This window comes from Rothia terrae (assembly GCF_014705925.2).
Taxonomy (GTDB): domain Bacteria; phylum Actinomycetota; class Actinomycetes; order Actinomycetales; family Micrococcaceae; genus Rothia; species Rothia terrae.
On the sequence record NZ_CP061539.1, the window covers coordinates 454,493 to 477,771 of the forward strand.

The 23,279-nt window shown below is 53.0% G+C and carries 19 protein-coding genes; 10 read left to right on the plus strand and 9 right to left on the minus strand.

The window, feature by feature from the left end; all coding sequences use genetic code 11:
• The first annotated feature begins 262 nt into the window (after positions 1-262).
• Positions 263-1,429: an ADP-forming succinate--CoA ligase subunit beta gene (gene sucC, locus IDM49_RS02200; RefSeq protein WP_168614598.1), complete on the plus strand. Its 1,167-nt coding sequence runs from the start codon at positions 263-265 to the stop codon at positions 1,427-1,429.
• A gap of 34 nt (positions 1,430-1,463) precedes the next feature.
• On the plus strand, positions 1,464-2,381 hold the full coding sequence (gene sucD / locus IDM49_RS02205) for a succinate--CoA ligase subunit alpha (protein ID WP_168614597.1): 918 nt from the start codon (positions 1,464-1,466) through the stop codon (positions 2,379-2,381).
• Between the two features lie 456 nt (positions 2,382-2,837).
• On the opposite strand, the gene IDM49_RS02210 is transcribed toward sucD, so the two are convergent.
• From IDM49_RS02210 to IDM49_RS02230, 5 genes are all read right to left on the minus strand, one after another.
• On the minus strand, positions 2,838-3,332 hold the full coding sequence (locus IDM49_RS02210; RefSeq protein ID WP_190724871.1) for a hypothetical protein: 495 nt from the start codon (positions 3,330-3,332) through the stop codon (positions 2,838-2,840).
• 287 nt (positions 3,333-3,619) lie between these two features.
• On the minus strand, positions 3,620-4,249 hold the full coding sequence (locus IDM49_RS02215; RefSeq protein WP_190724872.1) for a transposase family protein: 630 nt from the start codon (positions 4,247-4,249) through the stop codon (positions 3,620-3,622).
• A gap of 360 nt (positions 4,250-4,609) precedes the next feature.
• Positions 4,610-5,347 (minus strand): hypothetical protein, encoded by a 738-nt coding sequence (locus IDM49_RS02220; RefSeq protein WP_190724873.1) that lies wholly within the window; start codon positions 5,345-5,347, stop codon positions 4,610-4,612.
• 587 nt (positions 5,348-5,934) lie between these two features.
• On the minus strand, positions 5,935-6,471 hold the full coding sequence (locus IDM49_RS02225) for a type 1 glutamine amidotransferase domain-containing protein (RefSeq protein WP_068169058.1): 537 nt from the start codon (positions 6,469-6,471) through the stop codon (positions 5,935-5,937).
• Between the two features lie 244 nt (positions 6,472-6,715).
• On the minus strand, positions 6,716-9,388 hold the full coding sequence (locus tag IDM49_RS02230; RefSeq protein WP_190724874.1) for an excinuclease ABC subunit UvrA: 2,673 nt from the start codon (positions 9,386-9,388) through the stop codon (positions 6,716-6,718).
• Positions 9,389-9,684: 296 nt separating this feature from the next.
• Between IDM49_RS02230 and IDM49_RS02235 the strand changes: the two genes are divergently transcribed.
• Positions 9,685-10,884: a glutathione-independent formaldehyde dehydrogenase gene (locus IDM49_RS02235; protein ID WP_190724875.1), complete on the plus strand. Its 1,200-nt coding sequence runs from the start codon at positions 9,685-9,687 to the stop codon at positions 10,882-10,884.
• A 195-nt stretch (positions 10,885-11,079) separates the two neighbouring features.
• Positions 11,080-12,159: an alkene reductase gene (locus IDM49_RS02240; protein WP_168614590.1), complete on the plus strand. Its 1,080-nt coding sequence runs from the start codon at positions 11,080-11,082 to the stop codon at positions 12,157-12,159.
• Between the two features lie 126 nt (positions 12,160-12,285).
• Here IDM49_RS02240 and IDM49_RS02245 read toward each other — a convergent pair whose 3' ends face one another.
• Positions 12,286-12,939, minus strand: a complete 654-nt coding sequence (locus tag IDM49_RS02245; protein ID WP_228008217.1) for a tyrosine-type recombinase/integrase — start codon at positions 12,937-12,939, stop codon at positions 12,286-12,288.
• A gap of 385 nt (positions 12,940-13,324) precedes the next feature.
• On the opposite strand from IDM49_RS02245, the gene IDM49_RS02250 reads away from it, so the two are divergent.
• On the plus strand, positions 13,325-13,792 hold the full coding sequence (locus tag IDM49_RS02250) for a transposase family protein (RefSeq protein ID WP_193836668.1): 468 nt from the start codon (positions 13,325-13,327) through the stop codon (positions 13,790-13,792).
• Positions 13,793-14,014: 222 nt separating this feature from the next.
• Here IDM49_RS02250 and IDM49_RS02255 read toward each other — a convergent pair whose 3' ends face one another.
• The 3 genes from IDM49_RS02255 to IDM49_RS02265 form a co-directional block, all read right to left on the minus strand.
• Positions 14,015-15,163, minus strand: coding sequence for a VIT1/CCC1 transporter family protein (locus IDM49_RS02255; protein ID WP_190724878.1), 1,149 nt, complete (start codon positions 15,161-15,163; stop codon positions 14,015-14,017).
• A gap of 367 nt (positions 15,164-15,530) precedes the next feature.
• The gene (locus IDM49_RS02260) at positions 15,531-16,037 is read right to left on the minus strand and encodes a Dps family protein (RefSeq protein WP_190724879.1); all 507 of its coding nucleotides are present in this window, start codon (positions 16,035-16,037) and stop codon (positions 15,531-15,533) included.
• A 104-nt stretch (positions 16,038-16,141) separates the two neighbouring features.
• A complete protein-coding gene (locus IDM49_RS02265; protein WP_190724880.1) occupies positions 16,142-16,804 on the minus strand; it encodes an HAD family hydrolase in 663 nt (220 codons plus the stop codon).
• An 82-nt stretch (positions 16,805-16,886) separates the two neighbouring features.
• On the opposite strand from IDM49_RS02265, the gene IDM49_RS02270 reads away from it, so the two are divergent.
• The 5 genes from IDM49_RS02270 to IDM49_RS02290 all read left to right on the plus strand — a co-directional run bounded on the left by IDM49_RS02270 (position 16,887) and on the right by IDM49_RS02290 (position 23,248).
• Positions 16,887-17,432: a hypothetical protein gene (locus tag IDM49_RS02270; RefSeq protein WP_190724881.1), complete on the plus strand. Its 546-nt coding sequence runs from the start codon at positions 16,887-16,889 to the stop codon at positions 17,430-17,432.
• A 349-nt stretch (positions 17,433-17,781) separates the two neighbouring features.
• On the plus strand, positions 17,782-20,376 hold the full coding sequence (gene clpB / locus IDM49_RS02275; RefSeq protein WP_190724882.1) for an ATP-dependent chaperone ClpB: 2,595 nt from the start codon (positions 17,782-17,784) through the stop codon (positions 20,374-20,376).
• Positions 20,377-20,545: 169 nt separating this feature from the next.
• The gene (locus IDM49_RS02280) at positions 20,546-21,493 is read left to right on the plus strand and encodes a Sir2 family NAD-dependent protein deacetylase (protein WP_228008219.1); all 948 of its coding nucleotides are present in this window, start codon (positions 20,546-20,548) and stop codon (positions 21,491-21,493) included.
• A gap of 210 nt (positions 21,494-21,703) precedes the next feature.
• The gene (locus IDM49_RS02285) at positions 21,704-22,345 is read left to right on the plus strand and encodes a DUF4956 domain-containing protein (RefSeq protein WP_190724883.1); all 642 of its coding nucleotides are present in this window, start codon (positions 21,704-21,706) and stop codon (positions 22,343-22,345) included.
• A 54-nt stretch (positions 22,346-22,399) separates the two neighbouring features.
• Positions 22,400-23,248 carry a polyphosphate polymerase domain-containing protein gene (locus tag IDM49_RS02290; RefSeq protein ID WP_322745987.1) on the plus strand — a complete coding sequence of 283 codons (849 nt, stop codon included), beginning with the start codon at positions 22,400-22,402 and terminating at the stop codon, positions 23,246-23,248.
• Positions 23,249-23,279: the final 31 nt, after the last annotated feature.

Below are 23,279 nucleotides of genomic sequence, written 5' to 3' on the forward strand. Positions count from 1 at the left end.
AAAATCAGGGGTACAGGGGCGACCGCACATCGGCTTTACTCGCGTCCTGCCCACACATTGCAAGCGCATATTTACTTTGTGGCGCTATATTTCATCTTTTTCGCCAGCGAGTTAGGGTGTCATCGCTCATATCAGCTAAAGTGGGTTGTGGAGAATCACACTGTGCTTCAGCTCTCGCTCTCGCGAGAGATGCCAGTGTGCTTCAAGGTAAGAAGCTTGGGACGCCCCCGAGCATGAACTTCGAAGAAGAAGGACAAAACCTGTGGACCTGTTTGAATACCAGGCACGCGATCTCTTCGAGAAGCACGGCGTACCCGTGCTTCAGGGCATCGTGGCCACTACTCCCGAAGAAGCGAAGGCAGCTGCTGAGAAGATTGGCGGCGTCACCGTCGTCAAGGCTCAGGTCAAGGTTGGCGGACGCGGTAAGGCTGGCGGCGTCAAGGTCGCAAAGACCGCCGATGAGGCTTTTGAATATGCACAGCAGATCCTCGGTATGGACATCAAGGGCCACACCGTAAAGCGCGTCATGATCGCCCAGGGCGCTGACATCGCTGAAGAATACTACTTCTCAATCCTGCTCGACCGCTCAAACCGTACCTACCTCGCAATGTGCTCCGTCGAAGGCGGCATGGACATCGAGACCCTCGCAGCTGAGCGTCCTGAAGCACTCGCTAAGGTAGAGGTAAACCCCGCTGAAGGCCTGAACGAGGCTAAGGCTAAGGAAATCGTTGAGGCTGCTGGCTTCCCCGCAGACATCCAGGACGACGTCGCAGCTGTTCTGGTTAAGCTCGGCGAAGTCTACGACAAGGAAGACGCAACCCTCGTTGAGGTCAACCCGCTGGTCAAGACCGGCGACGGCACGATCCTCGCACTCGACGGCAAGGTCTCACTCGACGACAACGCAGAATTCCGCCAGTCAGAGCACGAAGCTCTCGTTGACAAGTCAGCTGAGAACCCGCTCGAAGCTAAGGCTAAGGAAAACGACCTCAACTACGTCAAGCTCGACGGTGAAGTCGGCATCATCGGTAACGGCGCAGGTCTGGTCATGTCCACCCTCGACGTTGTTGCATACGCGGGCGAAAACCACGGCAACGTCAAGCCCGCAAACTTCCTCGACATCGGCGGCGGCGCATCAGCTGAAGTCATGGCAGCAGGCCTCGACATCATCCTCAACGACGAGCAGGTCAAGTCTGTATTCGTCAACGTCTTCGGCGGCATCACCGCATGCGACGCTGTAGCAAACGGTATCATCAAGGCTCTTGAAATCTTGGGCGACAAGGCAACCAAGCCCCTCGTCGTACGTCTCGACGGCAACAACGTTGAAGAAGGCCGCAAGATCCTCAACGAAGCTAACCACCCGCTGGTACACCAGGCAGAGACCATGGACTCAGGTGCCGACAAGGCAGCTGAACTGGCTCACACCGCATAAGACCGCCGTTAGATATTTTTAGAAGGTAAAAACTATGTCTATCTTTTTGAACAAAGACTCAAAGGTCATCGTTCAGGGCATCACCGGCGGCGAAGGCTCAAAGCACACCGCACGCATGCTCGCATACGGCACCAACATTGTTGGTGGCGTGAACGCACGCAAGGCTGGCACCACTGTTACCCACACCAACAAGGACGGCCAAGAAGTAGAGCTGGACGTCTTCGGTTCAGTATCAGAAGCTGTAGAAAAGACCGGTGCGAACGTCTCCATCGTTTTCGTTCCGCCGGCATTCACCAAGGACGCAGTCATCGAAGCTATCGACGCTGAAGTTCCCCTGGTAGTAGTCATCACCGAAGGCATTCCCGTACAGGATTCAGCTGAATTCTGGGCACACGCAAAGTCAAAGGTCGACGCTAACGGCAAGCAGATTACCCGCATCATCGGACCCAACTGCCCCGGTATCATCACCCCCGGCGAAGCCAACGTAGGCATCACCCCCGGCAACATCACCGGCAAGGGCAAGATTGGTCTGGTCTCAAAGTCAGGTACCCTGACCTACCAGATGATGTTCGAACTGCGTGACATCGGATTCACCACCGCAATCGGCATCGGCGGTGACCCCGTCATCGGCACCACCCACATCGACGCTCTCGAAGCATTCGAAGCTGACCCTGAAACTGAAGCCATCGTCATGATCGGTGAAATCGGTGGCGACGCTGAGGAACGCGCAGCAGAGTTCATCAAGGCAAACGTCACCAAGCCCGTTGTCGGCTACGTTGCAGGCTTCACCGCTCCCGAAGGCAAGACCATGGGTCACGCAGGCGCAATCGTCTCAGGCTCATCAGGTACCGCAGCCGCTAAGAAGGAAGCTCTCGAAGCAGCAGGCGTGAAGGTCGGCAAGACCCCGTCAGAAGCAGCTCAGCTCATGCGCGACATCTTCGCAGCTAAGTAAACCAGCTTCTACACAGCGAAAAGGTGGGGCGTCCTCGTCAAGAGGGCGCCCCACCTTTTTGTATTGCTTTACTCTAAAACATTGCTGTGGGTTGTTTGCTGTAATTCTACGGCGCTAATCCTGCTTTAGAATGCGGATGCTGGTTTTTAGGTTCGTGGGTGAGGGCGCGCTAGCGGACGCCGTGCGCCAACTTCCCCTTAAACGCCAACCCCGAGCCAGTTGGCTACGACGCCCGCTAGCTTCGCAGGAAGTCTTTACACACAAAAACGGGGCGTCGCCCTAAAGAAACGCCCCGCCTATATTAGGTAATAGATGACTATATGAAGCTGGTTTCTAACCAACCACGGTCGAGATCTTTGGTTACACCGTTATCTGTTGTGAAGCTACCGGTATAGCGGATGTAGTAGCTTTCGCCGCCGTTCGGCACACAGACGTCATTGTAGTAACTTACGTCGGTTACAAGTTAGAGCCCGGCCAAGTTGTGTTTGTGGGGGAAGTTGTGCCGGTGTTTTGCCCTGTGAAGGTGAAAGTGAAGACATCGTACTGGTTATAAGGTGCCCCAGGCATCGTAATAGTTGTCGGACCTGAAACCGTGTAGTCTCCCTGAACTACGGTCAAACGGGTAATTAGGTTTGCAGGAAACGCTACCTGCATCTGAACATTATTCAGAGTTACTCCGGTAGTGGGAGAATTATTAAGCTCAGTTACGCCAAATCCGGGTGCTTCGCCGTTGAAACTAGCATCAGTGTAAAAAGTAAAATAATCAACATAACCAGAGCCGATATCACACTGCCCATTGTTGAAAGTTTCGTATTCATAGAACCAAGATGCCGTAAAAGTGTAGTCCTTGGGCCAAGACGCATACGCCGGCCCCGCCGCCGTCGCCATTACTGCCGGGGTTGCCCCGGCGACGCCCTTCGCGAGCGAACGGCGTGAAATGTGTGATCTCATTATTTCCCTAATTTTTCTAGTGCGGGGGAAAGCGCCAGTGAACTACAGTGACCCATATTTTCCTTGCCACGAATTCACACACGCTAATAGTTCGAAAAACCAGGATCTCGTGCACAAAAATCATAAAAACCAAAGAGGCTTATTCAAAAGTCCTCCCAGCCGCATAAAACACCAGACCCCGCACCAGAAGAAAACACCCGCCGATACAAACTCAACGGCCGCCTAAACCCCGAATAAAGAACCCGCCAGGTCTTCACTTGAGCGATAACCCGCTCCACCACAGCCCGTCATCTATTGATAATGCGATTATTATCCTTGACACCCTGAGGCACTTTCACACCAGGCTTACGCCTGGTCGGGGTTGCTAACCCCAGGCCAATATAGCCCTTATCAGCCAGAGTCGAGGAATCCAGTAGCTGATCTAGCCCGTGAGCTCTGAAAGCATGAGCATCATGCCTTGCCCCGGGTAGCGGGTCAGTGATGACTAGGAGCCTGCCATCGAGGGTGCAGATAACTTGGTGGTTGAAACCGGTTCGTTTATGTTTGCCCGAAAAATTTGTTTTTCCTAGTGAACGGCAGTTCCAGGTGGGTACAAGAGTTCCATCGACAACCAAAGAACCTGGTACGTCCAGGCTCATTTTCAAAGGCTGTTCTAGAGGTTTGAAGACCTTTGCAAGCGCCTTTTCGATAGTGTTGATGGTTCGTGAGATGGTGGGCTGGGAGGTGTTGAAGATTTCTGCCAGGAGTTCTTCGGTGAGGTTATGTCGGTGGTAGAGCAGAGTGGTTTTGAGTGCCTGAGCTGGAGTGAGGGCTGGTGGTCTTCCTCCTGGTTTACCCCAGATGAGTTGGTTGGTCAGGGCTGTCAGTAGAGTGGCAAATTGCGTGGCGGTAAGGCCGGTTGTACGCTGGTGGTGCAACGGTTCTTCCTGGTGCGGTTTGAGAATATTTGTGGTTATTTATCCTCAATTTTTTGCCACTGGTGGGGCCGTTGTCTAGTGGGTGGGTGTGGGGTGTGTGCCTACTTTTGAATAAGCCTCAATGATCGTCTCCAGGATTTTTCTATAACTATAAATGGTTTTAATCTTAAAATATGAAGATGCACGAGATTTCCTTAATAGGGCTCTCGTGCATCTCAATATAAAAGTCAGTAGACGGCTTAGATGGTGTGCATGGGTGATGGAATCCATAAAGTTCCAAAGCTTAGGTTACTCTGTTCGCCCAGAACGCCAGGTATGGTCTACCAGAATTTCCTGCGCTTTCAGAAGTTGGCCTCACCTTTAAGTAATATTTTTGACTACCCCATGGATAGAATCATTATTGAGAATGTATTCTTGGTAAACAATGGTATTACCCTTTGAGGTTGTCGCTGTATAAGTAATTACTTGGGTAACGATGATATTTCCTGGGCCTCCAGAAAATGCCACCATATTAGGGTATTGGAGCGCGTATCCTGCAGTTCGGGTAACGATATCGCTAGAAACAAATGTCTTGCAACCGTTAGCATCAGTTGAATATGAACCGCTAGAGAGTGGATCATTTGTGAAAGTTACAGACCACATATTGCGAGTGGTTGTTCCTCCATCTTCTAGATTGATGGTAGTGGTGCGTGCGCTGGTTGCACTTGTCTGGGTCCATCCAGGACCCATGCCGGAATCGTCAACATTTACTGTATTTTGTGTAGGATCATCAAAACCTTGATTATCTCCTGCAGTACGGGTGGAGTTAGCATTTTCAACGCTAAGAGTGACTGAAAGGGAAGTGACGGTTTCATCCGCATCAAGACCATAAACGTCCATGCCGCCTTTATCAAGAGTGAAGAGCTCAGTGGTGCGGTTAGTGTTTGCATCGACAATTTCCTCGCCATACTCAAAGCCCGTGGCAAGCGACGCTCCTGCATCCAAGGCACAGATGTCCTTAGAAGCCGCATAGGCAGGAACCGCAGCGGTAGTAACAACAACGGGAGTTGCCCAGACAGCGCCTTTGGCAACCTGGCGACGGGTAAGGGAGGGGGACATAGGTATTCCTATTCTTCGGGGAGGGGGATGAGGGATGCTGAAGGAAGTTACCTGCGAGTGCGGGTAGAATCTGTTAGCTTACTGCGACAGTCTAAATAATAAAAATGATTAAATCTACATTTGAATGGATTATTGTTCATTAAATTCAAAAATATGAGGCTTATTCGTTTTGATTGAAGCCCTCAAAATCGCCCTCCCAGCTGGGGCTGGCAGAGAAAGCATACTACGGGTTGAGGCTGCTGGCTCCGACTAAAACGGAAGGCCTCAGCGAAGATGAGAGTTGCGGTGAAATAGGATAATCATCGGATTAACAGATTGCATTCGATGGTTCAGCGGAACGTTGCCCAGAATAAAACCTGGCGGGTTTTGCATACAGATTGTCCGGCACCCGTCGATCTTTGAAGAGACGGTGTTTTCTTTCCCAAGCCTACCGAACTACTCCGTTATGGAGTTCAAACGCACTGAGCGTCAGGTGAATAAGTCAAGCCCCGAGGCACATGTATCAGTGCGCTCGGGGCTTGACATTACTGTCCTCGCAACCGTAGAAGCGATATCAACAAGGAAAGTTCTGGCTTATCATTCAGGAATTAGCTCAACTTCGCGATAATCGCCTTGTTGAAAGCCTCAAGATCGCCGGGGTTACGGCTGGTAATGAGATTGCCGTCTTCCACAACTTCTTCATCAACCCATTCGGCACCAGCGTTTTGAAGGTCCAGCTTCACCGAAGTGTAGGAGGTTAGCTTTTTGCCTTCAACCTTCTTGGAATCGATGAGCAACCAGGGTGCATGGCAGATTGCCGCAACGGGCTTCTCTGCCTCAAAGAACTGAACGGTAATGGAGCGAGCCTCAGGGTTGATACGCATTGCATCGGCGTTGAGGGTACCGCCGGCGAGAACAAGCGCATCGAAGTCTTCAACGTTGACATCTGCCAATGCGAGGTCAGGGGTAAAAGTATCTGCCTTTTCCCAGTCGCCATTCATGCCCTGGAATTCCTTGCCTTCAGGGGCTGCTAGTGAAACTTGCGCGCCGGCGTCCTTGAGTGCATCACGGGGTGAGGTAAGTTCAATCTGCTCTACGCCCTGGCTAGCGAGAATAAGAACTTTTTTATTGCTGAGGTCAGCCATGGTTACTCCTTGAATCTAGTGATACTAAGAAAACTTACTGTTCTAACTGTAGTGGAGAGATGAATATCTACAAAATTCTTTCGAAGTTACCGAATCGGTCTACCGCAATCAAAAGATGCTACCCCCCCCCTATAAGATCACCAGATGAGCCAGGGGAGGGAGGGCGAAAGGTAGCCCATAAAGTTCAATACGTTACTTAATTTAGAAGGATTATAAATAACTCTTCCAAACCATGAATACATTCTTACTTCAAGGCCGCCGCTAAAAAGGGAGCCGAAGCACTTTCCGTTGAAGTAGCAACCTCCGCCGGTGTACCAACCGCCACGATCTGACCGCCTTCTTCTCCTGCACCAGGGCCCATATCAATCACATAATCAGCCGCTGCAATAATTCGCATATCCAACTCGACCATCACTACCGTATTACCAGCATCAACCAGAGTCTGAAGATGCGATATCAAACGGTCAGCATCTGAGCAGTGCAGACCGGTAGTGGGTTCATCAAGTACATACAGAGTGTCGCCGCGTTGTGCCCGTTGCAATTCCGTGGCTAGTTTGACGCGCTGCGCTTCACCACCAGATAGCTCAGTAGCAGGCTGACCCAAACGCAGGTACCCCAAGCCGGCATCTCTCAGCGCAGCCAGTGAACGCTTAATATCTGATTCGCCGTCGAAAAAGCCGAGAGCTTCCTCTACACTCATTTCTAAAATTTGGGACACGTTCTTACCGCGCCAGAGAATTTCTAAAGTGCTTGACTGGTAGCGGGTTCCTTGGCAGTCTGGACACTTTGTGTATACCGAAGGTAAGAAGAGTAGCTCTACCATCACTGACCCTTCACCTTCGCAGGTGGGGCAGCGTCCGCCCGCTACATTAAAGGAGAATCTGCCTGGTTTGTATCCCCGGCGTTTGGCCTCAGCGGTATCGGCAAAACGACGGCGTACATGGTCAAAGAGCCCTGTGTAGGTTGCAATATTTGAACGAGGTGTTCGCCCAATAGGTTTCTGATCGATGGCAACCACGCGGCGTATCCCGCTGAAATCACCTTCAACAGTTCCCCTCGTTTCGGGGGTCTGCTCGGCCCTTAGAATTTCATCTCCCTCAACGGGTGATTCATCTACCTGCGCCGTTTTACCTAGGCGATGCCCTATCAGTTGAGGTAGGCACTGGCTGACTAAGCTAGATTTCCCCGAACCTGAAACACCTGTGACCACAGTGAGAATACCTAGAGGAATTTGTACATCTACGTTATGGAGATTATTTCGGCTCACTCCAGAAAGTTTTATCCACTGCTCGGGTTTCCGCGGAGTATGTGGCGCGAGCCCACTGTCTCCAAAGAGGTAACCGCGGGTAAGAGATTCCTGGACGTGGGCTAAACCATCAACTTCACCGCTGTAAAGAACTCGACCACCATGTTCTCCAGCTCCTGGTCCTACATCCACAATCCAGTCAGCATGTTTCATTACTTCAATAGAATGCTCCACCACAAACAAACTATTTCCTCGTGCTTTGAGCCCGTCAAGAACGCCTAGAAGAGCACGGGTGTCTTGAGGGTGAAGCCCAGCAGAGGGTTCATCTAACACGTAGACCACACCAAAAAGTTCAGAGGTCAGCTGAGTAGCTAAGCGCAAACGTTGCAGTTCGCCCCCGGAAAGGGTGGGGGTCATCCGATCGAGAGAAAGATAGCCTAAGCCGAGGTCAATAATGGGGCGAAGACGCTCAATGAGGCCAGTGGCCAGCCGAGAGGTAGCGGCGAGTTTTTCAGTAGGCTGAGGGGGAGCCTTACGAGCTTCCGGTTCTATCTCAGTGGTAAGTCCATTTGCGGGAGTGCCGGGCTCTGTAGCTTCTTCTCCCGTTTTTTGGTGCAAGCCTTGCCCCAGCGCTTCTTCCTCCCTTGCATTTAGGGGTATTTTGCGGGAAGCATCTTCAACAGCTTTTTCAAGAAGACTGGTTAGCTCATGGAGAGGCAGGTGGGAGAAATCAGCTATATCTAACCCTGCAAAGGTGACGGAGAGAGCCTCTGATTTGATGCGTTTACCGTGGCAGGCTGGGCACGGGATGGATGTGAGAAACTGCGCCACCTTGCGCTTCATGGAGGCACTTTTAGTGTTGGCAAAAGTATCCAGTACATAGCGTTTTGCGCCCACATAGGTGCCGCTGTAAGAAGGCTCAGCACCTGCTTTTTTGGCTGCTTGAGCTTCGGCAAGCGTCATTCGCGAGTAGACCGGTACGTGCGGGGTTTCGTCCGTATAAAGAATCCAGTCGCGATCTTTTTTCGGAAGATCTTTCCAAGGGACGTCCACATCGTAGCCAAGTGCCACTAAAACGTCTCGAAGTTGATGCCCGTGCCAGGCGGTAGGCCAAGAAGCTATGGCCCGTTCACGGATGGTCTTGGTGGGATCGGGAACCATGCGATCTTCGGGAACTTCATAGACTCTGCCAATTCCATAGCATTGAGGGCATGCACCCTGCGGGGTGTTGGCAGAGAAATCCTCAGCATAGAGCATGCTCTGATGCTCTGGATATTGACCGGCGCGTGAAAACAACATACGAACCAGACTTGAGATGGTAGTGATGCTACCAACGGTCGATCGTGAGTTTTGTCCACCTCGCTGTTGCTGTAGGGCTACGGCTGGAGGCATCCCGGTAATGGAGTCGACGTCGGGCACTCCTGCCTGATCGATAAGACGGCGGGCATAGGGTGCTACCGACTCTAGATAACGGCGCTGTGATTCTGCATAGAGGGTTCCAAAGGCAAGAGAGGATTTCCCCGATCCCGAAACACCGGTGAAAACGACGAGAGCATCTCGCGGTACAGAAAGATCGACGTTTTGCAGGTTGTTCTGGCGTGCTCCCAGTACTCGAACATCTGGTTGAATGTGAGTTTCGTTGTCTGTGATGCGTTCGTGTAAATAGCTCATAGATAAATCTGACCAATCGCTTCTGTGTAAGGCGCAGGGAGCCTCAAAATCGGTGTGATTTCTTGTCGTTTGCAACTTTACTGCCTATCCCGTCGATTCGTAACAACGATTTTTTGTTCTCTTTCAATGGGTAGGTGAAGATCTTGTTTTACCCTCCCCTCTGCTAAGCTTACGAAGAAGTTAAAAGCCCCTTGAGATGAATAAAACACTCCCTCTTCTGAGGGGTTATTCTCATCAAGAGTTTTAGCTTCAACCCTAAGAGCTTCCTCAAAGAAGAAAGCAGTGAGGAAAAAATCATGGCAGATAAAAATCGCGCAGTAGTATTCCACGGCGTCAAAGATATGCGCGTGGATACCCTTGACTTTCCCAAGCTAGAAATGCCCAACGGCAAAAAAGCCCCCCATGGCGTTATCGTCAAGCTGATTGCTACCAATATCTGTGGCAGTGACTTGCACATCTACCGTGGCTCCTTCCCTGTACCCGAAGGTATGGTGATGGGCCATGAAATGACCGGTGAAGTTGTAGAAGTCGGTTCAGATGTTGAGTTCCTCAAGCCCGGTGACATCGTTTCTGTACCCTTTAACGTAGCGTGTGGTCGTTGCCGCAACTGCCGCAACGGACGCACCGAGGTTTGCGAAACTACTAACCCTGAGGTTTCCTGTGCAGCATACGGTTTCAACCTTGGTGGCTTCGCAGGCGGCCAGGCAGAATACATGTTCGTGCCCTACGCTGACTTCCAGCTTCTTCGTTTCCCTGACAAGGATCAGGCAATGGAGAGAATTCTAGACCTTGCAGTGCTTTCCGATATTTTGCCCACTGCTTACCATGGTCTGGTCGAAGCAGGTGTGAAGCCTGGTTCTACTGTTTATATTGCAGGTGCTGGTCCGGTAGGTCGTTGTGGTGCTGCTGCTGCTCGCCTCATGGGCGCATCTTGCATCATCGTGGGTGATTACTATGAGGATCGTTTGGAACTGGTTCGCCAGAATGGTTGCGAGACCATCAACCTTTCCAAGGTTGACTCCATCAATGATGCGATTGAAGCTATCCTTGGCACTCCCTATGTTGACTGCGCAGTTGATTATGTAGGCAACGAAGCACACGGTCTGGGCGAAGAGGCTGAGAAGACCAAATCGTCTTACGCTATCAATCAGGTTCTGGATGCAACCCGTCCCGGTGGAGCAACCGGCATCATCGGTGTTTATGGTGCTAACCCTATTTCTCCTGTTCCTGCTGAGCGTGAGGGTGTTTACTCTCTCAACTTCGGTGATGCTTGGATTAAATCGCCTCGTATTGCCGGTGGTCAGGCGCCTATCATGCATTACAACCGCGAGTTGATGATGTCGATTCTGTGGGATCGTATGCCTTATCTTTCAGATATGCTCAACATCAAGGTCATTAGCCTTGATGAGGCACCTCAGGCATACGCGGACTTCGATAAGGGTTCATCATTGAAGTATGTTATTGATCCGCACGGTAGCATTCCTACCGCTAAGTAAATAAATTCTCCGAGAAGAATTAGGGGGAGGGGATTGGTTTGACCGATTCCCTCCCTTTTTTCTGTGAATGAGAAGGGCCTTGAGAGGGCCCGATTAATCTGTGGGGAAATTTTAATACCGCAGGGGAAATATTTTTTCCCGAATCTGTGTTGTACATCCAGTTAGACGATATTTTCTACCGAAAGTAAGAGAAGAATGACGGGTCTTTTTGATTCTGCCCAGGTAGGTGCGATCCACCTCAATAACCGTATTATTATGGCACCCTTGACACGCTCACGCGCGGCTCAAGACGGTATTCCTACCGATATGCACATCGAATATTACAAACAGCGGGCAGACAACGGTTTGATTGTTACCGAGGGTACATTCTTTGAAGACATCAACCGTGCATTTTTGGGGCAGCCCGGCATCGCCACTGCCGAACAACAAGAAGGATGGCGTAAAGTTGCCCAGGCTGTTCATGAACAGGGTAGCGAGATCGTTATGCAGATTATGCATGGAGGCCGTCTCACTCTTCCCTCCATTAACGGATTCGACCAGGGTGAATCTTCTAGCGCAATTGCTCCAGGCGTTACTCTGCATGGTGCGGAAGGGCGAGAAGAGGTACCTACTCCTGTAGCTCTCGATAGCGAGGGCATTGAGCGGGTCGTGAGAAAATTTACTGAAGGCGCTCGACGTGCCATTGACGCAGGTATGGATGGGGTTGAAGTGCATGGAGCCAACGGTTACCTTCTTCATCAGTTCCTTGCCCCCAGTTCCAATCACCGTACAGATGAGTATGGTGGGAGCCCCGAAAATCGTGCTCGTTTAGCTATCGAAGTTATTCGCTCTATTGCAGATGAAATTGGAGCTGACCGGCTGGGCCTGCGTATTTCACCTATGCATAACATCCAAGGTTGCATGGAAGAGGATGAAAATGACGTACGGGCTACTTATAAGGCTTTACTAGACGGCATCGCTGATTTGAATATCGCTTATCTCTCCGTTTTGTATCAGGACGCGGAGAGCGACCTCGTTGCCTTTTTGCGGGAGTCTTTTGGCGGTTTTATGATTCTCAATACAGGTTTTGGTACGGAGACCGAATTGGACGAGGCTCGTCATATCGTGGAGGATGACCTGGCTGATGGGGTAGCGGTTGGGCGCGAGATTATTGCTAATCCGGATCTTTCTTACCGTTGGAAGAATGATCTTCCGTTGAATCCTATAGATTCGGATACCTTCTATACCCCGGGTCCTCATGGTTACATTGATTACCCTATGGCAGGTCAGGAATAACTTGCTGAATGGATAGATAGTCCGTGTACTTTCTCTAATTTTATTGAGGGAGTGGACTTATCTATTTGCTTCCACCTTTTGATATGAATAGCCCCCTGTCTTGTAGCACGGCAGGGGGCTATCTTTTTATTTTCTTTTGTAGGCTACGCCGTTGTAATCATTCTCTGGACCTGGAGAATCTCCCGGGCTACCTGTGCAGAGGAATGTGGCGTCAGCAGCTTGGACTGGGTACAGTGAACAAATGTAATAAGAGACCCCACCATTTTCTTGAGTCTCTGCTTCTAACCCTGTTGCCCGAGTCAGATCCCTCAGGTTCCGCAGCGTATACTCGGGTAGGTAGACCGATGATTTTTTACCGCCTTTGCGGGTGATGAGTAGATGCCCCTGCGATATGTCGGATTCCCTCATATTTAAGGCTTCGCTGATGCGCAGACCCGTGCTCAGCAACAAATCCACCAGTGTCTGAGCACGCAGGGAGTGCTCGGTTGCTGTATCGAGCAACCGTAGTGCTTCTCGTTGGGTGAGGGCTTGGGTGGCGGTGAAATCTGGGTCAACCGGTGGTCTGCGGATATAGTCAGCGGGGGATTTGTCAATCACCTCATCCAGCAAGAGGAATCGGTAGAAAGCTGAGATGGCAGCTAACCGCCGTGCGACTGATGCATTCGAATCGGTGTACTTTTCGTGGACTCGGGAGAACACATCTAGATGAGTGCGTCGCACCTGCAGAAGATCGATGCTTGCTTCGTCCAAAAAAGTGCAGAACATCTTCAGATCATTCAGGTAGGCCTATTGAGTGTTGGCTGAGGTGTATGAGAGTACCCAGGGGGTGATGTACTCGCGGTGTTTGATGAAATTGGGCAGGGTTGAGTCAGTTTCTATCAACTCTGATTATTGGCTGTTGATTACTTCAAGTTCACTGGGCATTAACGAGACACTTTCTGGGCAAAACACGTTTTTGAGACCCGCATCACCGAAAAGCCGCTGCTAGGCCCGTCCAACCCACTTTATGGTAGATAACCTCACTGAAGAGGTCCTAACCGAAGCATTTGAGGTTTCTCAATCCACGTTTTCCAGAACCATCACCAGCATTGAAAAAGCACTAGCCAGGGTACTCAAACCTCTGATGAAACCCATGGAATCAGCGCTAAAGACGCCTGGATCTTTAGTGATCGATGGAACACTTATACCTACCTGGAACTGGCGCTCACTAGGTGCAACAAACTTCTCAGGAAAACACAAACGTGCCGGGGTTAACCACCAAGTCATCTGCACCTTGGATGGAAAGTTGCTGGCTATCACAGACCCGGTGCCCGGGGCCAGGCATGATGCTTACGCCTTCAAACATCATGGCTTGGAAAGATATTTTGATGAGAGCACTTTGGCTGATAAGGGCTATATCGGGTTGGGGTTGGCTACTCCGTCCAAGCGTAACAAAACCCGCAGGACACCTGCAGATGTGAAGGCGGTGAACAGGTTCATTAATTCACGCCGGGCGGTGGTGGAGCGGATGATTGCTCAGGTGAAGGCCTGGCGTATTTTGCACACGGGTTTCCGGCGACCGTTGGGCTCGTATTCGCGGGTGTTTTCGGTGGTGCGAGGATTGGTGTTTTTGGCTGCTGGTCACCCCTTATGAATAATCCTCATTGGTAGTCGCACACTGTCATAGTCTTGTTCATCTATGGGGTGTTTGCTGGTCTTTAGGGGTTAGCTAATACGCCTATACGACTTGGGGGGGGATGTATAGACGAGCAATGACGCTGTGCAAACATTGAGTACAAAAAAGACCGGCACCGGTGTGCATTATTGGGGCGTGCACCGGTGCCGGCATTTTTATGTATTGATGAGTTACCGCAGATTAGCCGACTGTCGCTCCAAAGAGTAGACCCAGAAGATAGGTTGCCAGTGCCGCGCCGTAGCCAATAGCAAGCTGTCGCACGCCACGTTTGAAAGGCGATGCACCAGAGAGTAAGCCAACAATCGCACCTGTTCCCATGAGGGCAATGCCAACCAGTACCAGTGAAAGAATCATCGCGAAGGTGCCGCCCAAACCAAAGATATAGGGCAGGATCGGAATGAGTGCGCCGGATGCGAAGAAGCAGAAGCTGGAGGCTGCCGCGCCAATATCGCTACCGAGCGCACCGTGCTCCTGCGGTGCATCCTCTTCTTCCATAGCGGGGTTGTAAGATAGCGAAGGATCGCAGTCGCAGTCCAGGCGTCCAAAGCGTTCCATGGCGCGGTGATGGGCGGCCTCATCGCTCATGCCGCGTGCCTTATAAATCAGTACAAGTTCGTTCTCGTTGATATCGAGATCCTGCGCGACGCTGAGTGTCACCTGTGTGGGGCGGGATGCGTCCAACATCTCGCGCTGTGAACGAACGGATACAAATTCGCCGGCGGCCATTGAAAGCGCGCCTGCAAGGAGGCCGGCAATACCGCTCAGAAGTACCATGCTGCTTGAGGCACCCGATGCGCCGATACCCATAATCAGCGCGACGTTTGAAACCAGACCATCGTTAGCGCCAAACACCGCCGCACGAAAGTTGCCCGAAAGCTTCTCGCGTCCTGACGTTGAAAGGGCGCGAATGATTTCCTCATGGATTGCTTCATCTGCCGCCATAGCCTCGGTCGCATCAGGGTCCTCCGCGTAGGGGGAGCGTCCTTCAGTGCGCTGGGCAAGAGCCAGCACAAAAACGGTGCCAAAGTTTTTAGCAAGCAACTGCAACATGCGAGCTGATGCTGACGGACGAGGTTCAGGATGCGCGTGCTCACCCAAAAGAGCGCGCCAATGGTTCTGGTGGCGCAATTCGGCGTTGGCTACTTCTTGAAGGATCTCAGCCTCTTTACCCGATGAACGTCGCGCGAGAACAGAGTAGATGTGAGCTTCTGAAATTTCTTCTGCGAGATAGCGGCGCCAGCGGCGAATTTGAGCTTTAGAAGGATGTGCAACGGTTTTATGCATGCTTGTATCGGTTGCAATCACCGATGATGGTGCGTTTCGGTCCATAACTCACTTCCGTGTGTTGCATATGGCCGAGTTCTAAGAAAAGAGACTTCGGCCAAGAACTGTGTCTAATGGGCCGAAGGTCTCGCTCGCCTCGAATCCTGTAAAAACGAGGTGGTTTACCGGGTGCATCGCGCAACCAGTATGTCGATAAACCGCTTTGGCTAGTGTTGTTCAAACCTAGCCGGTGGGAACTACTCCCCTTCGTATGCATTTCAGTGTAGTGCGGTGCATAGCGTGTTTATAAGAAATAATCGGGTGAGTGTAACCACCGAATTCTAAAAGTTCGTCTTGCTGAATTTTTCGATTTTGGGCACTAAAAAGGACGACGCGCGGCGGGCGCATCGTCCTTTTGTAAAAATGTGAGTGATTAGCTCAGCTCGCCTGAACCGTTTTCGAGGTGAGCACGCAAGAACCACTGGAACTTCTCAAGTTCAGCGGTCTGACCGATGAGGAGGTCCTCGGTGATGGGGTCGACGTCGCCAACCTTGGCGATTGCTGCGCGGTGATCCTCGATAACGCCGGTGTAGACGTCGTTGAGTGCGCGGATGTGGTCAATTGCGCCAGCGCGGTCAACGGAGTAGTCGCTCCAAGTGCGTGCTTCTACCAATGCGCCGGGAACGCCGCTGGGTGAAACGCCCATAGCTGCCATGCGTTCGGCAATCTCATCTGCGAAGCCGCGAACGAGGTCAACCTGGGGGTCAAGCATTTCGTGTACTGCAATGAAGTTGAGGCCAACAACGTTCCAGTGAGCGTGCTTGAGAGTGAGGTGTAGGTCGTTCATTGCGTGCAAGCGCAACTGCAAGGTCTCGCCTACGTGGTGGCCGGTTTCTTCGGTGAGACCGGGGACAGTAAATGATGCATTCTTGTTCGACATTGTTGATTTTTCCTTTCGCGACGCGCGGGGCTCGGATATAAAACCCTGCGTTGATTTGGAAGCTTACTTAACACTGTACTCTGGAACGCTCATTAAATCTAGTGTTATTTTGAATTATTCAATTTAAGGATTTGGTCAAAGCTGAGATCCTCATGCTTGATACGAAGATCTCCCTTACCTTCGGGAACCGGCTGCATACCCGGCACGACAACAACTTTCAACCCGGCAGCTGTCGCACTTGCAACACCGCTCGGGGAATCTTCAACAGCTACGCACTTGGTAGGATCTACACCCAGGCGCTGAGCCGCCAGAAGGTAGGGCTCGGGATCAGGCTTAGCATTTTTGACATCATCGTTGGTGACAATAGTTTTGAAAAGTCCCTCGGGAGCCAGGGACGCAGTTACCTCGGCAATGTGGCGGGTAGCGTTAGTGACAATCGCACAGGGAATACCGGCGTCTGCTACTTCCTGGAACAAGCCGGCGACGCCGGGAAGAAGCTCAACGCTCTCATTTTTAGCGTGCTCAATCGCGTGGTTCACCAGCGCGTCGTAAATCTCTTCATCGCTCAGCGGCACACCGTTGCGACGCAGAATATCGTAGGTAACCTGCATCGGCTGGCCCAACGCATCCAAGGTATCCTGCTCGCTCCACTCCTTACCGTACTTGTGAGAAATTGCCTCTTTAGCCTCAGCCCACACCGGTTCAGTGTCAACAAGAGTGCCGTCGTGGTCGAACAAAATAGCTTCGGGATATACGTAATCGCTCATGTTTTAAGCCTACCGGTCAGTTTTGCCCGCGTTGAAGTTGAGAGAAGTGCATGACGCAAAATGACTTTCGTAAAATGGTGACGTGCAAAAAATTACTGCCTCAAACAGATCATCGAACGTCTTTACCCGCGGTGTGCCCGCGGTGGGTTATGTGCTGGCGCTGGTGGCGGCACTGTGGATAGTTGCCGGACGCGCGCTCTTTGGCGCGGGCGGAACGCTGGTGCCTATCTTTGCGGTTAGTTTTGGGCCGATGCTGTTTATCGTGATGGCATGCGCCGTGTGGCTGATGCGCAAGGACGCCAAGATGCACGGGGGTGCGACGACACCGCTGATTGTTCTGGTGTACTGCGGGGCGTTCGTGCTGGCTCTGATTTTCGGTTTCTTAGTGCCCGACAGGAAGGATGGGCAGATCGTTTCGGCGGCATCGCGGGTTTTTGGTGACTCGTTTGTGGGGTTGTCCGCCGGCTTTGGTAACACCTTCGGCATCCTGACCATGTGCCTGGCTGTCGCATCCTTAATTCTGGCTCTGATAGAGAAGCGCAAGACTGAGCGCGCCTTGGCTGGTGTTGATGAGGACGCCGAAGAAGCGCGGGCACGCGAAAACTACACGTATGAGTTCCTGGAGTAGTGTCGCGTCCTGACCCTTATCTCGCCCCGCAAACCCCTCATCGCGCCAAGGTGACCACGTAAACATCATTGTGACCACGTAAACGTCAGATTCCTATACTTTTCGGGAGTAATTTGACGTTTACGTGGTCACTTTGACGTTCGGGTGGTCACTTTGGGTATGGGGTGAGCGCGGACGCGGGATGGGGCTTTGGTGCGGGCGTGCAGAAAATGTTGGGGTAAAAGATGCTTTACAAACCAAAGTTGAGTGTAGTAGACTCAAGTTAGCTAAAAGAGCTGGAAGCAAGGTTGCGGGTAAATCAAGATACTCGCGGACGCCAGCATCCTACGAGCTAAGACAAGGAGAAAACATGAACCCGAAATTCACCACTAAAACTCAAGAAGCCTTATCCGGCGCGAACATGAACGCGCAAACGGCAGGCAACCCCAACATTGAACCGGCGCACATGCTCAAAGCGCTCATGGACCAGCGCGAAGGCGTCGCCGTCGCAGTGCTCAAAGCGGCAGGCGTAAACATCGACGCGGTCTCAACCGCAGCATCCGCCGCTATCAAGAAACTGCCCAGTGTGCAGGGTGCATCAGCTGGCCAAGCGCAGTTCTCACGCACAGCACTGACCGCCATCCAAACCGCGCAGCAAAAAGCAGAACAGTTTGGTGACGAGTACGTCTCCACCGAAATGCTATTGCTGGGCATCGCATCCGGCACCGACGATGCCGCCCGCGCGCTCCACGACAACGGCGCAACCGCCGAAACTATTGAAGCTACTATTCCGAGTGTGAGAGGAGACCGCACCGTGAATACCCCTGACCCCGAGGGTACTTTCCAGGCCCTTGAAAAGTACGGCACCGACCTCACCGCCGTTGCGCGCGAAGGCAAGCTTGACCCCGTGATCGGTCGTGATGGCGAGATTCGCCGCGTCATTCAGGTGCTCTCACGCCGCACCAAGAACAACCCGGTGCTCATCGGTGAGCCCGGCGTCGGTAAGACCGCTGTGGTTGAAGGCCTGGCACAGCGCATGGTTTCGGGCGACGTTCCCGAGTCTCTGCGCGGTAAGACACTCATCTCGCTGGACCTCGGCTCAATGGTTGCGGGCGCTAAGTACCGCGGCGAGTTCGAGGAACGCCTGAAGGCTGTGCTTGAGGAAATCAAGAAGTCTGAGGGGCAGATTGTTACCTTCATCGACGAGATTCACACCGTGGTGGGCGCTGGCGCTACCGAAGGTTCTATGGACGCGGGCAACATGCTCAAGCCTATGCTGGCTCGCGGCGAGCTGCGCCTGATTGGTGCTACCACCCTCGACGAGTACCGCGAAAACATTGAGAAGGACGCCGCACTGGAGCGCCGCTTCCAGCAGGTCTATGTGGGCGAGCCGAGCGTGGATGACACCATCGGTATTTTGCGCGGACTCAAGGAACGCTACGAGGCACACCACAAGGTCTCGATTGCTGACTCCGCACTAGTGGCAGCGGCTAACCTGTCGAACCGCTACATTCCCTCGCGTCAGCTGCCCGATAAGGCGATTGACCTGATTGATGAGGCAGCTAGCCGCCTGCGCATGGAAATCGACTCGGCGCCCGAGGAAATCGACCAGCTACGTCGCGCGGTTGACCGCCTGACCATGGAAGAGCTGGCGCTGTCGAATGAGACCGACCCCGCGTCCGTCGAACGCCTTGAGGCTCTTCGCGCTGACATGGCTGATAAGAAAGAACAGCTGGATGCCCTCAATGCGCGTTGGGAGGCTGAGAAGGCTGGGCTCAACCGCGTCGGTGATCTTAAGTCTGAGATTGATGAGTTGCGCTCTAAGGCTGAGGTCGCTCAGCGCGAGGGCAACCTGGCGGATGCCTCCCGCATCCTCTACGGCGAAATTCCTTCGCTGGAGGCTCAGCTGGCTGAAGCTCAGCGCGCAGAAGCCGCCGTGGCAGAGACCGAAACTATGGTTTCTGAAGAAGTTACTGCCGATGACATCGCCGAGGTTATCTCAGCCTGGACAGGTATTCCTGCCGGACGCATGTTGCAGGGCGAGTCCGAGAAGTTGCTGCACATGGAAGAAGAACTTGGCAAACGTCTGATCGGTCAGCGTAAGGCTGTCACAGCTGTTGCGGATGCGGTGCGCCGTTCCCGCGCGGGCATCTCAGACCCCGACCGTCCCATTGGTTCCTTCATGTTCCTGGGTCCCACCGGCGTCGGCAAGACTGAGCTTGCGAAGGCTTTGGCTGAGTTCCAGTTCGATGATGAGCGTGCACTGGTTCGCATTGATATGAGCGAGTACGCCGAGAAGCATTCGGTAGCGCGTTTGGTCGGTGCTCCTCCGGGATACGTGGGTTACGAAGAAGGTGGTCAGCTGACCGAAGCTGTACGCCGTCGTCCCTACTCGGTGGTTTTGCTGGACGAGGTTGAAAAGGCTCATCCTGAGGTCTTCGACATCCTTTTGCAGGTGCTCGATGATGGTCGCCTGACCGATGGACAGGGTCGCACCGTGGACTTCCGCAACGTCATTCTGATTCTGACCTCGAACATGGGCTCACAGTTCTTGATTGATCAGAATCTTGCTGAGGATGCGCGCCAGTCAGCTGTGATGGGCGTGGTGAATGCGTCCTTCAAGCCGGAGTTCCTCAATCGCCTGGACGACATCATCATGTTCGAACCGCTCAGTGCGGAGGACCTTGGCAAGATTGTCGGACTGCAGATTGACTCCATGGCTCAGCGTCTGGTTGACCGCCGCTTGAACCTGGATGTCACCGATGCCGCTATCGAATGGCTGGGACTTGCCGGTTACGATCCGAGCTACGGTGCGCGTCCGCTACGCCGCTTGGTTCAGCGCGAAATCGGCGACCGCCTGGCTAAGGGAATTCTCGCTGGCGAAGTACGCGACGGTGACACCGTGACCGTGGACGTCAACCCCGATGTGTCCATGGACGGACTGACCGTCACCGCTAGCCGCTAAACCGGTATCTCAACAGTAGCTCCCTCGTGCAGCGCACGGGGGAGCTACTACCTTTAAGGAACTTTCCCTCAGCGCAAACACCCGTGCGAGGCCACTGCAAACGCGCCATAATGAAAACGTGCACAGTACATCTGAAACTTTCGCAAACTCTGGTTCCGCTCATTCTGCTATTCGCTACGCTGACGAACAGTCTCTTCAACGCGCTGACATCGCTGCTACCCACGCGGCGGCGCTGCGCTCGATTGCCCGCGTCGTTGAAGATGCCGGATTCGTGCAGGATGCTGCTGAGGCGTCCGCGGGAATTACCGATATGTTGCGTACCGGCAATGTTCTGGTGCTAACAGGCGCGGGTGTTTCTACTGATTCAGGCATTCCCGATTATCGCGGCCCTAACGGGTCTTTGCGCCGTCATCGGCCCATGACCTACCAAGAGTTTAAGTACGACGCCGGTGCCCGGCACCGCTACTGGGCGCGCTCGTACGTGGGCTGGCGGCAGATGAAGCTGGCTGCGCCCAACGTCGTGCATTTTGCGCTCGCTGAACTTGAGGAAGCTGGTGCGATGAGCGGCGTCATTACCCAAAACGTTGACGGTCTGCATAATGCTGCCGGTAGCCAGAACGTGGTGACCTTGCACGGCGACCTTTCTAAAATTGAGTGTTTAGATTGCGGTTTTATTGAAAACCGTACCTCGCTCGATGACCGGTTAGAGGCCGCAAACCCCGGCTACCTTGAGCGTCTCAACGACCAGGAACTTCAGGTCAACCCCGATGGCGATGTCGATCTCAGCGACTCTTTCATCGCTGACTTTCAGATGGTTGGATGCTTGAGCTGCGGTTCAGAAAAACTCAAACCCAATGTGGTGTATTTTGGCGAGAACGTACCCGTCGCGCGTAAAGAAACCATGCGTCAGATGCTGGCGGATGCGCGTTCGCTACTGATTGTGGGATCTTCGGTCGCGGTGATGAGCGGTTACAAGCTGGTGCTGGATGCCCTGCGTTCCGGTAAGCCTGTAGGCATTATCAATGCTGGTCCCACGCGCGCTGACCACAAAGCAACCTATGTGTGGCGCACCGACGCCCGTAGCGCCCTCGAAAACCTCATCGACGAGCTCTTGTAGGTACTCGCATCCTTCACCGAATGCTAGGTAGGCTCTCGCAATACGGTCACAGACGGCAAAGAATCCTTCTCGCCGGTTCTCTTAAGCTGCCTTTTAAGCGGGACTTAAAGGCTCATAAGTTAGGGCTAAGTTAAACATAGGGTAAACACAGCTTGAACTTTCACAGTAGTTAATGCAATCAATCGCAAACAACCGTGAAAGAACCCAAGCATGAACCCCACCGACATTCTCTTCGTCGCTTTTGCCGATATCATCGCCATTGCACTTTTGTGCGCCATGTACCTCTCCCGCCACAAGCGCCGTGACCTCGTGGTGTCATACCTCGTCATCAACGTCGGTGTCTTCGCAGTCACTGTGGCTCTCGCTAACGCTGATGCCACCAGCGCCGGCATGGGCATGGGACTGTTCGGTGTTCTTTCAATCATCCGACTGCGCTCAACCGAACTTGATCAGCGCGAAGTCGCCTACTACTTCTGCGCACTCGCCATCGGCCTGCTCGCCGGAATCGGCCTAGAACCTGTCGGCCTCATGCTTGGCCTCATGGTTCTCATCCTAGCAGTTATGGGCATCAGCGATTCTCGCTCCGTCATGAAAACCCTGCGCCAGCAAACCGTCACCGTCGATCGCGCTATCAGCAACGACGAAGACCTCAAAGCGTACCTGGGCAAAAAACTCGGTTACTCAATCGAAACCGTCACCATCTTGGATCTCGACCTCGTCAACGACAAAACTCTGGTCGATATTCGCTACAGCACCAAGGACGCGGTAATCCCCAACCGCTCAATGCAGGGACTGGTCCCCGATACCGCTGCCGAGCTGACCAGCCACATCCCCGTGCACTCCTCCCACTGATCTCTCAGCTCCTTACACCCGCCCCAACGCCAGCTATCAGAAACGAGAAAACACGTGAACAGCCTGTCACCCGTATCAGCGCAAAACCCGCAAAGTCTTCTACCTGAAACCTGCACGGGCATTTCGCTCGAAGAACTCAACGCCAAGGCAGCTATGCAAACCCGCATCGACCGCAAGTACATTGTGGATGCGCTGACCGCCTCACGCATCCTGCAAGAACTGCCAGCTAACGCGCAGGTACTTGAAATCAACGGTGCACGAGAGTTCGCCTACGACTCGGTTTACTTCGACACCCCCAAGCTCTCAAGTTACATGCTGGCGGCCTTGGGCAGGCGCAACCGTTATAAGGTGCGCACGCGTAGCTACCTTGATACAGGTGCCACCTACCTGGAGGTAAAAACCGAAGGCGCCCGCGCGGTCACGGTCAAAGAACGCATCGAATACCCGACGCGAGATCGAGCCCGGCTCAACGCTGAAGGCCTCGCTTACGTGGGCGAATCGCTGACCGGACTGCTCGATGAAGACCCCTCACGCTTCTCGCCCGTGCTGACCACCGGATACCGCCGCACCACTGTTTTCCTCCCTGAATCAGCGAACAACCCCATCGACGCCCGCATGACCATCGACACCTCACTCACGTGGACGCCCATGAGCGAGTTCGCACTGAGCTCACACCTGCCCTACAGGGAAGGTACCGAATACACGGCACCGGGCATGGTCATCATCGAAACCAAATCGGGAACAGCCCCCTCGATCGCCGATAAAATACTCTGGCGCGGGGGAGTGCGACCCACCAAAATCTCTAAATTCGCCACCGGAATGGCAGCACTCAACCCTTACCTTCCCTCCAACAAATGGCACCGCACCATCGCGCGTTCCATGCAACTGGTACCCCGCGAATAAGCCGTCGTAGCGAAAGCCGCCTAAACACCCG

Excerpts from the sequence above, each read along its gene's own strand:
- IDM49_RS02220 (WP_190724873.1), bottom strand. The coding sequence starts at position 5,347 with ATGTCCCCCTCCCTTACCCGTCGCCAGGTTGCCAAAGGCGCTGTCTGG.
- IDM49_RS02230 (WP_190724874.1), bottom strand. The coding sequence starts at position 9,388 with ATGAGCTATTTACACGAACGCATCACAGACAACGAAACTCACATTCAA.
- IDM49_RS02265 (WP_190724880.1), bottom strand. The coding sequence starts at position 16,804 with ATGAGCGATTACGTATATCCCGAAGCTATTTTGTTCGACCACGACGGC.
- sucD (WP_168614597.1), top strand. The coding sequence starts at position 1,464 with ATGTCTATCTTTTTGAACAAAGACTCAAAGGTCATCGTTCAGGGCATC.
- IDM49_RS02240 (WP_168614590.1), top strand. The coding sequence starts at position 11,080 with ATGACGGGTCTTTTTGATTCTGCCCAGGTAGGTGCGATCCACCTCAAT.
- IDM49_RS02255 (WP_190724878.1), bottom strand. The coding sequence starts at position 15,163 with ATGGACCGAAACGCACCATCATCGGTGATTGCAACCGATACAAGCATG.
- IDM49_RS02225 (WP_068169058.1), bottom strand. The coding sequence starts at position 6,471 with ATGGCTGACCTCAGCAATAAAAAAGTTCTTATTCTCGCTAGCCAGGGC.
- IDM49_RS02260 (WP_190724879.1), bottom strand. The coding sequence starts at position 16,037 with ATGTCGAACAAGAATGCATCATTTACTGTCCCCGGTCTCACCGAAGAA.
- clpB (WP_190724882.1), top strand. The coding sequence starts at position 17,782 with ATGAACCCGAAATTCACCACTAAAACTCAAGAAGCCTTATCCGGCGCG.
- IDM49_RS02210 (WP_190724871.1), bottom strand. The coding sequence starts at position 3,332 with ATGAGATCACACATTTCACGCCGTTCGCTCGCGAAGGGCGTCGCCGGG.
- IDM49_RS02285 (WP_190724883.1), top strand. The coding sequence starts at position 21,704 with ATGAACCCCACCGACATTCTCTTCGTCGCTTTTGCCGATATCATCGCC.
- IDM49_RS02235 (WP_190724875.1), top strand. The coding sequence starts at position 9,685 with ATGGCAGATAAAAATCGCGCAGTAGTATTCCACGGCGTCAAAGATATG.